Here is a 14,244-nt window from a genome sequence, read left to right as displayed (position 1 = left end):
GAACCAGTCCGGCACCAGCCGGGCGGGTGCACACACTGCGCGGAGCGGGTCACCCCCGGTGCCGGCGCAGACCACGACAGGGAGAGACGGATGGCAAAGGGCGACCCCGGGGTCACCACCACCCGCGGCCGGCGAGCCGCACCCCGTGCCAAGCGAACGGCCGCGACGGCTGGCGGCGACCCGGAACTCGTGCAGCTGCTCACGCCCGCCGGAGAGCGCGTCGAGAGCGCGTTCGGGCCGGACGGCACGGAGTACCGCGTCGACTTCACCGACGAGGAGTACCGAGGGCTCTACCGCGACCTCGTGCTGGTCCGCAAGCTCGACGCCGAGGCCACCGCGTTGCAGCGGCAGGGCGAGCTGGGGCTGTGGGCCAGCCTGCTCGGCCAGGAGGCGGCGCAGGTCGGCTCCGGGCGGGCGCTGCGCAGCCAGGACATGGCCTTCCCGACCTACCGCGAGCACGGCGTGCTCTATTGCCGGGGCATCGACCCGATCATGCCGCTCGGCCTGTTCCGGGGCGTCGACCAGGGCGGCTGGGACCCGAACGAGTTCAAGTTCAACATGTACACGATCGTCATCGGGGCGCAGACCCTGCACGCGACCGGGTACGCGATGGGCGTCCACATGGACGGCAAGACCGGCGGCGACGACGGCGAGGCGGTGATCGCCTACTTCGGCGACGGCGCGACCAGCCAGGGCGACGTGAACGAGGCGTTCGTCTGGGCCAGCGTCTTCAACGCCCCGCTGGTGTTCTTCTGCCAGAACAACCAGTACGCCATCTCCGAGCCCCTGGAGCGGCAGACCCGCGTCCCGCTCTACCAGCGGGCGCGCGGCTTCGGCTTCCCCGGCGTACGGGTGGACGGCAACGACGTGCTCGCCTCGTACGCGGTGACCCGGCACGCGCTGGACAACGCGCGGCACGGCCAGGGCCCGAGCCTGATCGAGGCGTACACCTACCGGATGGGGGCGCACACCACCTCCGACGACCCGACCCGCTACCGGATCGCCAGCGAGGTCGAGGCCTGGCAGGCCAAGGACCCGATCGCCCGGATGAAGGCGTTCCTGGAGAAGCAGAAGATCGCCGACGAGTCGTTCTTCGCCGAGGTCGACGAGCAGGCCCGCGCCGAGTCGGTGCACCTGCGCGAGCGGGTGCTCGCCATGCCCAACCCCGAGCCGGTGTCGATGTTCGACCACGTCTACCCGCACGGGTCCCCGGAGCTCGACGAGCAGCGGGCGCAGTTCAGCCGCTACCTGGAGTCGTTCGAAGGGAGCGCCCACTGATGGCCACGGAGACGCTCACCCTCGGCAAGGCCCTCAACGCCGGCCTGCGCCGGGCCCTGGAGCACGACCAGAAGGTCGTCATCATGGGCGAGGACGTCGGCAAGCTCGGCGGCGTGTTCCGGATCACCGACGGCCTCCAGAAGGACTTCGGCGACCAGCGGGTGATCGACACCCCGCTGGCCGAGTCCGGCATCATCGGCACCGCGGTCGGCCTGGCCATCCGCGGCTTCCGCCCGGTCTGCGAGATCCAGTTCGACGGCTTCGTCTACCCCGCGTACGACCAGATCGTGTCGCAGGTGGCGAAGATGCACTACCGCTCGCAGGGCAAGGTGCGCATCCCGATGGTCATCCGCATCCCGTACGGGGGCGGCATCGGCGCGGTCGAGCACCACTCGGAGTCGCCGGAGGCGTACTTCGCGCACACCGCCGGCCTGAAGGTCGTGACCTGCGCCAACCCGCAGGACGCGTACTGGATGATCCAGCAGGCGGTCGCCTCGGACGACCCGATCGTCTTCCTGGAGCCGAAGCGGCGTTACTGGGAGAAGGGCCCGGTCGACCTGGAGGCCCCGCTGTCGACGGCGTACCCGCTGCACTCGGCCCGGGTGGCGCGGGCCGGCACGGACGCCACCGTCCTGGCGTACGGGCCGATGGTGCGGACCTGCCTGGACGCGGCGGCCGCCGCGGCCGAGGACGGCCGGGAGCTGGAGGTCGTCGACCTGCGCACGCTCTCCCCGCTGGACCTCACCGCCGTGTACGAGTCGGTGCGGCGCACCGGCCGGTGCGTGGTGGTGCACGAGGCCCCCGGCAACCTGGGTCTGGGCGCGGAGATCGCCGCCCGGGTCACCGAGGAGTGCTTCTACTCGCTGGAGGCCCCGGTGCTGCGGGTGACCGGCTTCGACACCCCCTACCCGGCGTCCCGGGTGGAGGAGGAATACCTTCCCGACCTCGACCGGGTGCTCGACGCCGTCGACCGCGCCTTCGGGTGGTGAGCGGGGTGTCGCGGATCAAGGAGTTCAACCTGCCCGACCTGGGCGAGGGGCTGACCGAGGGCGAGATCCTCGCCTGGCTGGTCTCCGAGGGCGACACGATCGAGCTGAACCAGCCGATCGTGGAGGTGGAGACGGCGAAGGCGGCCGTCGAGATCCCCGCGAAGTGGGCTGGCCAGGTCCGGTCGATCTTCCACCCGGAGGGGAGCACGGTCGAGGTCGGCACGCCGATCATCGCGATCGACACCGACCCGGGCGCGGGCCCGGTCGAGGCGTCGACGACGGGCGCGCCGGCCGCCGACCTGCCGACCCCGTCGGCGGCGTCCCTGGCCGCCGTCGAGATCGCGCCCGAGGAGGGCATGGTCGAGCCGGGGCTGATCGGCGGCGTGGCGCCGGGCGGGCGCACCGCCGTGCTGGTCGGCTACGGCCCGCGCAACGCGCCGGCCAAGCGCCGCCCGCGCAAGGGCGCGTCCCCGGAGCGGCCCGCCGCCACCCCGGCGGCCTCCGTTCCGCCCGCGCCGGCCCCGGCACCCGCCCCTGCGGCGACACCGGTCACGGCAGCGGCAGCAGTCGCGGCGGCGACGACCGTGAACGGCAACGGGCGGCCCGGCGGGCTGGTGCTGGCCAAGCCACCGGTGCGCAAGCTCGCCAAGGACCTCGGCGTGGACCTCGGCTCGCTGAGCGGGTCGGGGCCGCTGGGCTCGATCACCCGGGAGGACGTACAGCGGGCGGCGAGCGGCACCGCGACGGCGGCCGAGCCGCCGACGGTCGCGGCACCGGCCACGTCGGCCGCGGCCTTCGGCGCCGACCGCGAGCAGCGCATCCCGGTCAAGGGGGTACGCAGGCTCACCGCCGAGAACATGTCCCGCTCGGCCTTCACCGCGCCGCACGTGACGGAGTTCCTGACCGTCGACGTGACCCGGGCGATGAAGGCCCTGGACCGGCTGCGGGGCCGGCGGGAGTGGCGCGACGTGCGGGTCTCGCCGCTGCTGCTGGTCGCCAAGGCGGTGCTGCTGGCGGTGCGGCGGCACCCGATGGTCAACTCGACGTGGGCCGGCGACGAGATCGTCGTCAAGGAGTACGTCAACCTGGGCATCGCGGCGGCCACGGAGCGCGGCCTGATCGTGCCGAACATCAAGGACGCCGGCCGGCTCACGCTGCGTGAGCTGGCGGACGCGCTGACCGACCTGGTGCAGACGGCGAAGGCCGGCCGGACCTCGCCGGCGGACATGTCCGGCGGCACGCTGACGATCACCAACGTCGGGGTGTTCGGGGTGGACACCGGCACGCCGATCCTGCCCCCGGGCGAGTCGGCGATCCTGGCCTTCGGCGCGGTCCGCGAGATGCCCTGGGTGCACAAGGGCAAGGTCCGCCCACGTCAGGTGACCACGCTGGGTCTCTCCTTCGATCACCGGATCATCGACGGCGAACTCGGCTCGAAGTTCCTCCGCGACATCGGGGACTTCCTGGCCGATCCGGAGGCGGCGCTGCTCGCCTGGACCTGACGGGTAACCGACACCAGCCACGGCCGGTGTGCCACGGGTGAACGCCCGGCACACCGGCCGTGGCCGTTGGAAGAAGAAAGCGCCGCCCCGCAGCCCCGTTGACCTACGATCCTTAGGCAGGTGTCTCAGCTCACCTACTAATCGTTGGAAGTTCCGGGCTGGATGCGGTTCAATTGAGTCATCAAGGGGCCGACAACCGAATAGCCAGGAGGAGAACCCAGATGAGCATGATCGAGCGAATCCGCAACCGCCGCGACGCCAACCGCCGGGCCCGTGCCATCGAGCACGCCCTGCGCTCCGCCAACTCGCCCGCGGTCCGCGAGGAGCTTCTCGCCATCGCCCAGCGTCACATGAGCTGACGCCCCACACTTTTCTCACCCTCCTCCAGTTCGACGACCCGCCCGGTTCGCCCGGGCGGGTCGTCGGCGTTTCGGGCCTATTGACACCGGGATTCCGCCTCGCCGCACCGCCCGGTACGGTGGGGCTCGGTCGTCAACCGCCCGCCCGGACCCCGTCGCGCCGATAGAAGCTGCTCGACACCGTCCGGCGACGCGGAGTGACGGCCGGTGCTCCCCGGATGCCGCGGGCGGCCACCGGATACGGTGCGGGGAGTCCCCACGGTCGGCACCGCCGGCCACACCGGCACCCACGCCGACGCACCGTCGGCATCGGCGGCCGACATGTGATGGAGGAGGCGCACCGATGACGTCCGAGGGCCCGCACCACCCCGGCCAGGAGCCGGACGAGGTGTCGCCGGGCGCCGGCGCACCGGCGCCGTACGGCGTCGCCAACCCGGACCTGGGCTGGGCACCCCCGCCCCCCGCGGCCCGGCCGAACCCGCCCGCTCCCGCCTGGGCGACCCAGAACGACCAGCCGCCGGCCCCCGCCTGGGGCCAGCCCCCGCAGAACGACCAGCCCCCGACCGCCGCCTGGGGAGCGCCTCCCCACGGCGACCAGCCGCCGACCGCCGCCTGGGGCACCGGGCCGCAGGGCGACCAGCCTGCGCCCCCCAACTGGGGCGCGGCACCGGGTGACCAGCCGCCGACCGCCGCCTGGGGCCAGCCTCCGCAGAGTGACCAGCCCCCGACCGCCGCCTGGGGTGCCGCCCAGGTGCCGGCGCAGCAGCCGGAGCCGAACCGCCCGGCCGCCTGGGGCCCGCCGGCCGGCGCGGCGCAGCCCGCCTGGGAGCAGGACGAGCAGGCCGGGCCGGGCTGGCAGCAGAACGAGCCGGCACCCGGTTGGGAGCAGAACGAGCAGGCGGCCCCGGCCTGGGCCGCGGCCGACCAGCAGCCGCCGGCGCCGTGGGGCCAGGCCGAGCCCGGTGCCCGGGGTGCCGCCCGCGTGCCCGGCCAGGCGACGCCGCCCCAGGACTGGGCCACCACACAGGACGACGCCTCCCGCTCCGGCGGCTGGAACTCCGGTCAGCAGGGCGACGGCCCCGCCGGCTCCGACGCCTGGAACGCCGCGCCGCAGCAGGGCGACGGCCCCGCCGGCTCCGGTGGCTGGCCGCGGACCGAGCAACCCGACGCCCCTGGCCAGGCAGTTCAGGCCGCCTCGGCCGCCCCATCCGAATTCGGCGGACCCGCCGCACAACCCACGTTCGACGGTGCGCCCGGGCAGCCCGGATTCGGCGGCCCGGCCGAGCAGCCGCCGGCCGCGTGGGGCCAGGCCGAATCCGCCGCCCGAGGTGCCGCCCGCGTGCCCGGCCAGGCGACCCCGCCCCAGGACTGGGCCACCACACAGGACGACGCCTCCCGCTCCGGCGGCTGGGCGACCGGCTCCCCCGCCTCCGCCCAGGACGACCCCGCCCGCTCCGGCGGATGGGCCGCCACGGCGGTCCGCGCCGACGACCAGCCGAGGCCGAACACCTGGCCCGCCGCCGACGAGTCGGGGCAGCCCGGCACGTGGGGCGCGGCAGCGGTGCCGCAGCGGCAGGACGACCGGCCGGAGGTGCCCGACTGGGCGGCGGCCGAGCCGACCTCCGTACCACCGGCGCGGGCCACCGCCACCGTCGGCACGGACGGGCCGCCCGCCTGGGGGACGCCCGGCGAGAGCCCGCAGCAGCGGCCCGGCGGCGACCGCTCGGACCGACCGGTCATGCCGGACGTCGAGCCGTGGGCACCGGGCGAGGCGTGGGGGCGTACCGAGCCGGAGACCGCTGCGCCGCAGCAGGCCGGCAACGGCTGGGAGCCCGAGCGGTCCGAGGACCGTCCGCTGTACCAGCCCGCCCCCGGGCCGGGGATCTCGCCGGCCAACGCCGTGCCGCTGCCGCCGCAGGAGCAGCGCGTGCCCGGTGCCAGCCTCGCCGCCCTCCCGCCGGCCGACTATGCCCCGCCGGCCCAGTTCCCCCCGGCGGTCGAGCCCCCGCCGGCCGGCGAACCGTCGGGCCGTGAGGGCGCCCCGTCGCCGTACGCGCCCGAGTCGGGCGCCGGCTGGGGCCGCGCCGAGGAGCCGCACCCGCAGGGCACCCCGTTCGTGCCCGCCCCCCGGGTCTCGCCCGAGTCCGGGGCGGCCGCCCGGGCCGCCGTACCCCCGGCGGAGGCCGGAGAGGCCGCGGCCGGTGCGGTGGGCAGCGTCTCGGCGAGCGCGTCCGTGCCCATGGCCAGCCGCGTGGTGCCCCCCACCGACCAGGGGCTGCACTCCGGCGGCGCGCCCGCGCCGCAGCCCCGGGTGTACGGCCGGCCGGCCCGCCCGGAGCCGGCCGACGAGCCGGAGGCGGCGGACGAGAACCCGTTCCGCCCCGAGCACAACCCGCCACCGTCCCGGTTCGACGAGCCGGGCCCGCAGGGGCGGTTCGACGAGCCGGGCCGCTTCGACGAGCCGGGCCCCCAGGGCCGCCCCGCCGAACCCGACCAGCAGCGCGGGTTCGACGGGCACGACCAGCAGCGCGGGTTCGACGGACACGACCAGCACCGCGGATTCGAGGGGCGCGACCAGCACCGCGGGTTCGACGACGTCGGGCCGCAGCAGCGGTTCGACGACCGCGGGCCGCAGGGCGGACCGCAGCGCTTCGACGCCCCGGACCGGCAGGCCGGCCAGCAGCACGGCTTCGGCGACGGCCCGGCGATCGGGGCCGCCGGCGCGCCCGCTCCGCCGACCTTCCCGCCCGGGGTGCCGTCCTTCGTGGACCCGCCGGCCAGCAACCGGCCCGTCAACGGCGTCCGCCCGCACGAGGGCGACCGCCCGGGTGACCAGTTCGGCGGCCCGATGGGCGGGGCCACCGCCGTGCACGGCGCGGTGCCCGGCAACACCCCCGCGCCGTACGGCGAACCGACCCAGGTCGGCTTCCCGTCGCAGGGGCAGCAGTCCGGCCCCGCCTGGGGCGCGGAGCCGGAGGAGCAGGGCCGGTTCGACGCGTTCAAGCCGGAGGCGGACGCACCGAAGGCCGAGGCTCCGCCGCCGAAGGTCCGCAACGGCCGGGTGCTGGCCGCCGTGCTGGTGGCCGCCGTGCTGATCCTCGCGGTGCCGCTGGGGCTGCTCATGCTGCTCGGCAAGGTGGGCGGCGACAACGCGAAGCCGTTCGACCCGGCCGTCGGTTCCTGCGTGAAGCAGGCGGGCGACTTCGCGACGTCGGCCACCTGCGGCGAGGCAGGATCGTTCACGATCGTGTCCAAGGTCGAGGCCAAGGAGAAGTGCGCCGACCCGGGCCAGCCGCACGTCGTCCTGCGTGGCGACGTGCCGAAGAAGGTGCTCTGCCTCAAGTCGGCCGCCAAGTAGCGAACCCGGGGGCGGGGCCACGGACCACCGTGGCCCCGCCTTCGTCGTACGCCCGGGGTGTGACCAAGCCGCGCGGGGTGCCGGCCGGTCGGAGCCTCGCGGTCGGGCAGACTGGGGGCATGAGCGCACGAGTACGGGCTCCCGAGCTGCGCGGACGGGGCTGGCTTAACACCGGCGGGCGGGACCTGAAGCTGGCCGACCTGCGCGGCAAGATCACAATTGCCGACTTTTGGACCTTCTGCTGCATCAACTGCCTGCACGTGCTCGACGAGTTGCGCCCCCTGGAGGAGAAGTACGCCGACGTGCTGGTCGTCGTCGGCATCCACTCGCCGAAGTTCGAGCACGAGAAGGACCCGGCCGCCGTCGCCGCCGCCGTCGAGCGGTACGGCGTGCACCACCCCGTCCTCGACGACCCCGAGCTGGACATGTGGCAGCAGTACGCGGCCCGCGCCTGGCCGACCCTCGCCGTGATCGACCCCGAGGGGTACGTGGTGGCCACCATGGCCGGCGAGGGTCACGCCGAAGGGCTGGCCCGGCTGGTCGACGAGTTGGTCGCCACCCACGAGGCGAAGGGCACCCTGCACCGGGGCGACGGCCCGTACGTGCCGCCCGCCGAGCCGGAGACGGCCCTGCGATTCCCCGGCAAGGCCCTCGCGCTCGACGGCGGGCACCTGCTCGTGTCGGACTCGGCCCGGCACTCCCTGGTGGAGCTGGCCCCCGACGGCGAGACGCTGGTGCGCCGGATCGGCGCGGGCGTCCGGGGGCGCGCGGACGGGCCAGCGGGCGCCGCCGCGTTCTCGGAGCCGCAGGGGTTGTGTCGGCTGCCGGAGCACGTGGCCGAGGTGGCCGGTTACGACGTGGTCGTCGCCGACACCGTCAACCACCTGCTGCGCGGGGTGCGGTTGGCCACCGGCGAGGTGGTGACCGTGGCCGGCACGGGCCGGCAGTGGCGCTCGACGGTGGACGACCACGCCCACGACTCGCTCTCGGTCGACCTCTCCTCCCCGTGGGACGTGGCCTGGTACGACGACCGGGTGATCGTCGCGATGGCGGGCATCCACCAGCTCTGGTGGTTCGACCCGATCCGCCGCACGGCGGGCATGTACGCCGGCACCACCGTCGAGGCGCTGCGCGACGGGCCGCTGGCCGAGGCGTGGCTGGCCCAGCCGTCCGGCCTCTCGGTCTCGGCCGACGGCACCCGGCTCTGGGTCGCCGACAGCGAGACCAGCGCCATCCGGTACGTCGAGAACGGCGTCCTGGGCACCGCCGTCGGGCAGGGGTTGTTCGACTTCGGCCACGTCGACGGCCCGGCCGACCGGGCGCTGCTCCAGCACCCGCTGGGGGTGTGCGCGTTGCCGGACGGCTCGGTGCTGATCGCCGACACGTACAACGGGGCGGTCCGCCGCTTCGACCCGGCCAGCGGTCAGGTGTCGACGGTCGCCGACGGGCTCGCCGAGCCGAGCGACGTGGTGCTGACCGCCGACGGCGGGGTGCTGGTGGTCGAGTCGGCGGCGCACCGGCTGACCCGGCTGGCCCCGGGCGCGTTGTCGGCCGTGGGGGCGAGCACGGTCGACGGCCCGCGGCACCGCACCGAGCGGAAGCCGATGGAGGTCGCGGCGGGCGAGGTGACGCTGGACGTCGTCTTCACCCCGGCGCCGGGGCAGAAGCTGGACGAGACGTACGGGCCGTCGACGCGGCTGGTCGTCTCGGCGTCGCCGCCGGAGCTGCTGATGGAGGGGGCGGGCACCGGCACGGAGCTGTCCCGCCGGTTGGTGGTCGACGGGTCGGTGGCCGGCGGGGTGCTCCAGGTGACCGCGCAGGCGGCGACGTGCGACGCCGACGTGGAGCACGCGGCCTGCCACCTGACCCGGCAGGACTGGGGGGTGCCGGTGCGGGTGGTCGAGGGCGGCCCGGCGCGGCTTCCGCTGGTCCTGCGCGGCCTGGACGCCTGACCCGACGCCGGCCGCCCGCGCGCTGGCGTCAGGTGCGTCAGGAAGGGGCCCTTCCCATACGGGATGCGTTGACAAGGTGCCCCTCCTTTCACGCGAACGGGGTGAGCGTCACCCCCGCTTCGAGGAGCGCGGCCCGCACCAGCTCGGCGGACGCCACCGCGCCCGGCGTGTCGCCGTGCAGGCAGATGGACTCGACGGGGCAGGGCACGACGGTGCCGTCGACGGCCACCACGGTCTGCTCGGTGGCCATCCGGACGGCGCGGGCGGCCACCTGCTCGGGGTCGGTGACCAGCGCGCCGAGGGCGGTGCGGGGCACCAGCGTGCCGTTGGGCAGGTAGCCCCGGTCGGCGAAGCCCTCGGCGACCACCCGCAGACCGGCGCCGGTGGCGAGCTGGGCGAGCACCGAGCCGGGGGCGCAGAGCACCGGCAGGTCGCGGTCGTAGTCGTCGATGGCGGCGATCAGGGCGGCGGCCTGCGACTCGTCGACCGAGGCGGCGTGGTAGAGCGCCCCGTGCGGCTTGAGGTAGCGGACCCGGGTGCGGTACGCCCGGCAGAACGCGTCGAGTGCGCCGAGCTGGTAGGTGGTCTCGTCGCGCAGGTCCGCGAACGCGTACGCGATGTGTCGGCGGCCGAAGCCGGCGAGGTCGCGGTAGCCGACCTGGGCCCCGACGGCGACCCCGCGGTGGGCGGCGGCGGCGCAGACCCGGCGCATGGTGGACGGGTCGCCGCCGTGGAAGCCGCAGGCGACGTTGGCCGAGGTGATCAGGTCGAGCAGCGCCTCGTCGTCGCCGAGCCGCCAGATGCCGAATCCCTCGCCGAGGTCAGCGTTGAGGTCCATGGAACGTCACCGTAGTCCCCGGGCGGGCCTGCGCGAGCGGCGTCACGTCGTCCACCACCCCGACGACGGGGTAGCCGCCGGTGGTGGGATGGTCGGCGAGGAAGATCAGCGGCTGGCCGTCGGCGGGCACCTGCACCGCGCCGAGCACGAGGCCCTCGCTGGGCAGTTCCCCGGCGACCGCGCGGGGCAGCGGCGCTCCGGTCAGTCGCGCGCCGACCCGGTTGCTGACCGGGCTCACCGTGTACGCCGTGCCGAGCAGCCGGTCGAGCGCGGCGGGGGTGAACCAGTCGTCGCGGGGCCCGAGGCGCAGCCGGAGCCGCAGCGCGGCCGGGGCGGGCCGCCCGATGGTCACGTCGACGGGCGCGGGGTCGCCGCCCGGGTCGCCGAGGGGCAGGGTGTCGCCGTCGCGCAGCGGGGGCGGGCCGAGGCCGGAGAGGGTGTCGGTGGACCGGCTGCCGAGCACCGGCGGCACGGCGATCCCGCCGGCGACGGCGAGCCAGGTGCGCAGCCCGGAGCGGGCCGGGCCGATCCGCACGACCGCCCCGGCGGGCACGGCCAGGGGCCGGCCGACGTCTCCGGGCCGGTCGCCGACGCGCACGTCGCCGGGTCGTCCTCCGACGCGCGCCTCGGCCACCGCGCCGATCCGCCCGTCGCCGATCCACACGTCGGCGTCCGCGCCGGTGAGCGCGACCGTGCCGGCCCGGGTGAGGCGCAGCGCGCAGCCGGTGAGGGTGATCTCCAGACCGGCGGCGTCCTCCGGGTTGCCGACGAGGCGGTTGGCCAGCCGCAGGGCCGCCGGGTCGAGCGCCCCCGACCGGGGCACGCCGAGGTGTGCCCAGCCGGGCCGGCCCTGGTCCTGCACGGTGGTGAGCGCCCCGGCCCGGAGCACCTCCACCCGGCCCGCCGGGCCGCCGGCGGGTGGGCGGGTCACGTGGTCGCCGCCAGGCGTACCGGGGTGCCGGGGGCGAGCCGGGCCGGCGGGTCGGCGGCCACGTCGAACAGGGTCAGCGCGGTCCGTCCGACGAGCAGCCAGCCGCCGGGCGACGCGCCGGGATAGATTCCGGCGTACGGTCCGGCGAGCGCGACCGAGCCGGCGGGGACCCGGGGGCGGGGGGTGGCGAGCCGGGGCACCGCCCACTGCGGCGGCAGCCCGGTCAGGTACGCGAACCCGGGCGCGAACCCGCAGAAGGCGACGCGGAACGGGGTGCCGGTGAGGCGGGCGACCACCTCGGGCACGTCCACGCCCCAGTGGCCGGCGACGGCGGGCAGGTCGACCCCGTCGTACGTGACGGGCACCTCGACCTCGGCGGGCCTGGTGCCGTCGGCGGGCGTCGCAGGGCCGGCGGGTCGTGGGGTCCAGTGGGCGACGAGCGCGGCGGCCCGGTCGGGGTCGGGCACCCCGTCGAGCAGCACCGTACGGGCCGCCGGGACGATCTCGACGGCGGTCAGCTCGCCGGCGGTGCGGCGGCGCGTCAGCTCGGCCCGCCACGCCTCCACCTGGTCGGGGTCGTCGCAGTCGAGCAGCAGGGCGTGGGCGCCGACGGGCCGGATCCGCATCCCGTCATGATCCCCGATCGGCGGGCCCGTCAGGGCCGCCGGACCCTGCGGTCCCGTGACGATCGGCACTACTTGACGGTAACCTACGGTGCCGTAACCTAGGTGCGTGACGACCTCCGCACCGCTTCGACTCAAGCCGGTCGACATCGGGAAGCCGCGGATGCGCGGCTGGCTGCACACCTACGCGTTCTTCGTCGCGCTCGTCTGCGGCATCGTGCTCTGCGCCATCGCCGCCAGCCGCCCCGGCTGGTCCCCGCTGGTCAGCTGCCTCGTCTACAGCCTGACCGTCTGCGGCCTCTTCGGCACCAGCGCCCTCTACCACCGTCGGGTGTGGTCCGAGCGCGGCTACCAGATCATGCGCCGGATGGACCACTCGATGATCTTCGTGTTCATCGCCGGCACGTACACACCGTTCTGCGTCCTGCTGCTGGACGCCCGGCAGGCGACCACCATGCTCGCCCTGGTCTGGGGCGGCGCGCTGGGCGGCGTGGCGCTGAAACTGGTCTGGCCGCACGCGCCGCGCTGGGTCTCCGCACCGCTCTACCTGGCTCTCGGCTGGGTGTCGGTGGCGATGCTGCCGCAGATCCTGCACTCCGGCGGCGTGACCGCGCTGGTGCTGCTCGCCGTCGGCGGCGCGATCTACAGCGTCGGTGCCGTCTTCTACGCGCTGCGCCGGCCCAACCCGTGGCCCACCGTCTTCGGCCACCACGAGTTCTTCCACGCCTGCACGCTGGTGGCGGCGATCTGCCACCACATCGCGATCTACTTCGCCCTGTTCGCCTGAGCCTGCCGCCCGGTTCCCCCACCCTGATCCCCCGCTCCGGGCACGCGCCGGGGGCCCCGCGCCGTTGCGGGGCCCCCGGAGTCCTGGGCGGTCGTCGGCCGTCGGGCCGGACCGGTCAGACCGTACGACCCGGGCGGCGCACCTCGCGGTACTCCTGGACCACGGGCTCACCCTGCACCGGCACGACCCGGTCGGCGACCACGCGGTTCTGGCGCACCGGCGTGGCGACCACCGTGCGGCGGCCCCGGTTCCAGAAGTAGAGCGTGGTGAGCAGGCTGACGACGCCGGCGAGCATCAGCACCCAGCCGACGACGCCGAGATTCAGCCACCCCAGGTCGGCCTGCACGGCGAACGCGAAGATCGCACCCAGCGCGATGAGGAAGATGCTGGCACCAATGCCCATGTTCGTCGCCTCCTTGGCTGTCAGCTGGCGCTGCTACCCGCCGCGGCCATGGATGAGGTTGCGGCATCCATCGACATACCCAGGCGCTCCGATCGTCAATCGGGCAAGCTGGGCCCATGACGGACGCCGGAGGGACGGAACGGACGTTGGTGCTGCTGCGGCACGCCAAGGCGGAGGCACCGGGGAGCGGCCCGGACGTCCAGCGGCCGCTCACCGCACGGGGGCACGCCGACTCGGCCGCCGCCGGTGCCTGGCTGGCCCGGCACGGCCTGCTCCCCGACGTGGTGCTCTGCTCGGCCGCCCGGCGCACCCGGCAGACTTGGCACGGGGTGCAGCTGGGCATGACCGGCGCAGCCGACGAGGCGGGGCCGGCCGGCCCCGCCCCGCAGGTGCGCTACGAGCCGGGCGCGTACGAGGCACGCCCGGCGGACCTGCTGGCGCTGGTCCGGTCGGCCCCGGCGGAGGCGAGGACGGTGCTGCTGGTCGCCCACAATCCGGGCATCTCGCTGCTCTCGGCGCTGCTCGACCCGGAACACGCGGACCAGGAGGGGCTGCGCACCACCGACCTGGTCGTGCACCGCACCCGACTTCCCTGGGCCGAGCTGAGCCGCGCCGACATCGTCGCCCGCCACACCGCCCGCGCCTGAGGCGCAAGGAAGGGCCCCCTGTCAACGCATTCCGTCGTACAGGGGACCCCTGCCAACACCTGCGAGCGCCCGAGGTGCGCCCGAGCCGGCCGGGCCGGTAGGCGAGCGCCGGCCCGGCGGGCGAGCCGGCGGGCCTCAGGAGGGCGGTGCCGTGGGCGGCGGCGGGTCGGGCGGAGGCGGCATCATGGCGGTCGGATGCGACAGCCTGTTCTCCTCCACGATCAGGGTGCGCGCCCGCTTGCGCCGGTCCTGCCAGAACCAGAGCGTGGTGAGCAGCACGGCCAACCCGGCCAGGATGAAGACCCAGCCGACCGCGCGCAGGTCCACCCACCAGACGTTCGCCCGGATGGCGAAGGTCAGGATCGCGCCGATGGCGATGAGGAAGATTCCACTACCAATGCCCATGTGCGCTGCACCCCCACGTGCGGTGGCTCTGGGCGTTCACTGACGACGTCCGGGCCTCGGTTACCCGCCCGGCCGGGCAAGTACCCGGGATGCGACCGGCGATAGGGGACGCGCGGGACCGTTCGGCACGGGTCGCCGAAGCCGGGTGGGACGGCGACGGCCGGCGAGTTGG

The 14,244-nt window shown here is 75.3% G+C and carries 13 protein-coding genes; 8 read left to right on the top strand and 5 right to left on the bottom strand.

Annotated features, from left to right (window positions below; genetic code table 11):
• The first annotated feature begins 90 nt into the window (after positions 1 to 90).
• The 6 genes from pdhA to TK50_RS02120 all read left to right on the top strand — a co-directional run bounded on the left by pdhA (position 91) and on the right by TK50_RS02120 (position 9,438).
• Positions 91 to 1,278: a pyruvate dehydrogenase (acetyl-transferring) E1 component subunit alpha gene (gene pdhA / locus TK50_RS02140; protein WP_043961126.1), complete on the top strand. Its 1,188-nt coding sequence runs from the start codon at positions 91 to 93 to the stop codon at positions 1,276 to 1,278.
• Positions 1,278 to 2,267, top strand: coding sequence for an alpha-ketoacid dehydrogenase subunit beta (locus TK50_RS02135; protein WP_043961125.1), 990 nt, complete (start codon positions 1,278 to 1,280; stop codon positions 2,265 to 2,267). Before pdhA ends, TK50_RS02135 begins: the two co-directional genes overlap by 1 nt.
• On the top strand, positions 2,264 to 3,769 hold the full coding sequence (locus TK50_RS02130) for a dihydrolipoamide acetyltransferase family protein (protein WP_199485958.1): 1,506 nt from the start codon (positions 2,264 to 2,266) through the stop codon (positions 3,767 to 3,769). Before TK50_RS02135 ends, TK50_RS02130 begins: the two co-directional genes overlap by 4 nt.
• A 221-nt stretch (positions 3,770 to 3,990) precedes the next feature.
• Complete coding sequence (locus TK50_RS34315; protein WP_165823299.1) at positions 3,991 to 4,128, top strand: hypothetical protein; 138 nt, start codon at positions 3,991 to 3,993, stop codon at positions 4,126 to 4,128.
• A gap of 343 nt (positions 4,129 to 4,471) precedes the next feature.
• Complete coding sequence (locus tag TK50_RS02125; protein WP_043961124.1) at positions 4,472 to 7,486, top strand: hypothetical protein; 3,015 nt, start codon at positions 4,472 to 4,474, stop codon at positions 7,484 to 7,486.
• A 119-nt stretch (positions 7,487 to 7,605) separates the two neighbouring features.
• Complete coding sequence (locus TK50_RS02120; protein WP_043961123.1) at positions 7,606 to 9,438, top strand: NHL domain-containing thioredoxin family protein; 1,833 nt, start codon at positions 7,606 to 7,608, stop codon at positions 9,436 to 9,438.
• 88 nt (positions 9,439 to 9,526) lie between these two features.
• Here the strand turns inward: TK50_RS02120 and TK50_RS02115 are convergent, their stop codons facing one another.
• From TK50_RS02115 to TK50_RS02105, 3 genes are read right to left on the bottom strand one after another with little or no spacing between them, the layout of a single operon-like run.
• Positions 9,527 to 10,276 carry a LamB/YcsF family protein gene (locus tag TK50_RS02115; RefSeq protein WP_043961122.1) on the bottom strand — a complete coding sequence of 250 codons (750 nt, stop codon included), beginning with the start codon at positions 10,274 to 10,276 and terminating at the stop codon, positions 9,527 to 9,529.
• Positions 10,260 to 11,207 (bottom strand): 5-oxoprolinase subunit C family protein, encoded by a 948-nt coding sequence (locus TK50_RS02110; RefSeq protein ID WP_043961121.1) that lies wholly within the window; start codon positions 11,205 to 11,207, stop codon positions 10,260 to 10,262. Before TK50_RS02110 ends, TK50_RS02115 begins: the two co-directional genes overlap by 17 nt.
• The gene (locus TK50_RS02105) at positions 11,204 to 11,833 is read right to left on the bottom strand and encodes a 5-oxoprolinase subunit B family protein (protein WP_043961120.1); all 630 of its coding nucleotides are present in this window, start codon (positions 11,831 to 11,833) and stop codon (positions 11,204 to 11,206) included. Before TK50_RS02105 ends, TK50_RS02110 begins: the two co-directional genes overlap by 4 nt.
• Before the next feature lie 106 nt (positions 11,834 to 11,939).
• Here TK50_RS02105 and trhA point away from each other — a divergent pair, with 106 nt between their 5' ends.
• The gene (gene trhA / locus TK50_RS02100) at positions 11,940 to 12,617 is read left to right on the top strand and encodes a PAQR family membrane homeostasis protein TrhA (protein WP_043961118.1); all 678 of its coding nucleotides are present in this window, start codon (positions 11,940 to 11,942) and stop codon (positions 12,615 to 12,617) included.
• A gap of 115 nt (positions 12,618 to 12,732) precedes the next feature.
• Here the strand turns inward: trhA and TK50_RS02095 are convergent, their stop codons facing one another.
• Positions 12,733 to 13,020, bottom strand: a complete 288-nt coding sequence (locus tag TK50_RS02095) for a DUF6458 family protein (RefSeq protein ID WP_043961117.1) — start codon at positions 13,018 to 13,020, stop codon at positions 12,733 to 12,735.
• A 116-nt stretch (positions 13,021 to 13,136) separates the two neighbouring features.
• Between TK50_RS02095 and TK50_RS02090 the strand changes: the two genes are divergently transcribed.
• Entirely contained in the window at positions 13,137 to 13,667 is a 531-nt protein-coding gene (locus tag TK50_RS02090) for a SixA phosphatase family protein (RefSeq protein ID WP_043961116.1), read from the top strand.
• A gap of 135 nt (positions 13,668 to 13,802) precedes the next feature.
• On the opposite strand, the gene TK50_RS02085 is transcribed toward TK50_RS02090, so the two are convergent.
• Positions 13,803 to 14,072 (bottom strand): DUF6458 family protein, encoded by a 270-nt coding sequence (locus tag TK50_RS02085; protein ID WP_043961115.1) that lies wholly within the window; start codon positions 14,070 to 14,072, stop codon positions 13,803 to 13,805.
• Between the last annotated feature and the right edge of the window lie 172 nt (positions 14,073 to 14,244).

Source organism: Micromonospora haikouensis, assembly GCF_000876225.1.
GTDB lineage: Bacteria > Actinomycetota > Actinomycetes > Mycobacteriales > Micromonosporaceae > Micromonospora > Micromonospora haikouensis.
The sequence above is the reverse complement of the archived record's forward strand: the minus strand, read 5'-3'. Positions and strand labels throughout refer to the sequence as shown.

What these genes read in the sequence shown, in the direction of transcription:
- pdhA (WP_043961126.1), top strand. Translation starts at nt 91, where the DNA reads ATGGCAAAGGGCGACCCCGGGGTCACCACCACCCGCGGCCGGCGAGCC.
- TK50_RS02135 (WP_043961125.1), top strand. Translation starts at nt 1,278, where the DNA reads ATGGCCACGGAGACGCTCACCCTCGGCAAGGCCCTCAACGCCGGCCTG.
- TK50_RS34315 (WP_165823299.1), top strand. Translation starts at nt 3,991, where the DNA reads ATGAGCATGATCGAGCGAATCCGCAACCGCCGCGACGCCAACCGCCGG.
- TK50_RS02125 (WP_043961124.1), top strand. Translation starts at nt 4,472, where the DNA reads ATGACGTCCGAGGGCCCGCACCACCCCGGCCAGGAGCCGGACGAGGTG.
- TK50_RS02120 (WP_043961123.1), top strand. Translation starts at nt 7,606, where the DNA reads ATGAGCGCACGAGTACGGGCTCCCGAGCTGCGCGGACGGGGCTGGCTT.
- TK50_RS02115 (WP_043961122.1), bottom strand. Translation starts at nt 10,276, where the DNA reads ATGGACCTCAACGCTGACCTCGGCGAGGGATTCGGCATCTGGCGGCTC.
- TK50_RS02105 (WP_043961120.1), bottom strand. Translation starts at nt 11,833, where the DNA reads ATGCGGATCCGGCCCGTCGGCGCCCACGCCCTGCTGCTCGACTGCGAC.
- TK50_RS02095 (WP_043961117.1), bottom strand. Translation starts at nt 13,020, where the DNA reads ATGGGCATTGGTGCCAGCATCTTCCTCATCGCGCTGGGTGCGATCTTC.
- TK50_RS02090 (WP_043961116.1), top strand. Translation starts at nt 13,137, where the DNA reads ATGACGGACGCCGGAGGGACGGAACGGACGTTGGTGCTGCTGCGGCAC.
- TK50_RS02085 (WP_043961115.1), bottom strand. Translation starts at nt 14,072, where the DNA reads ATGGGCATTGGTAGTGGAATCTTCCTCATCGCCATCGGCGCGATCCTG.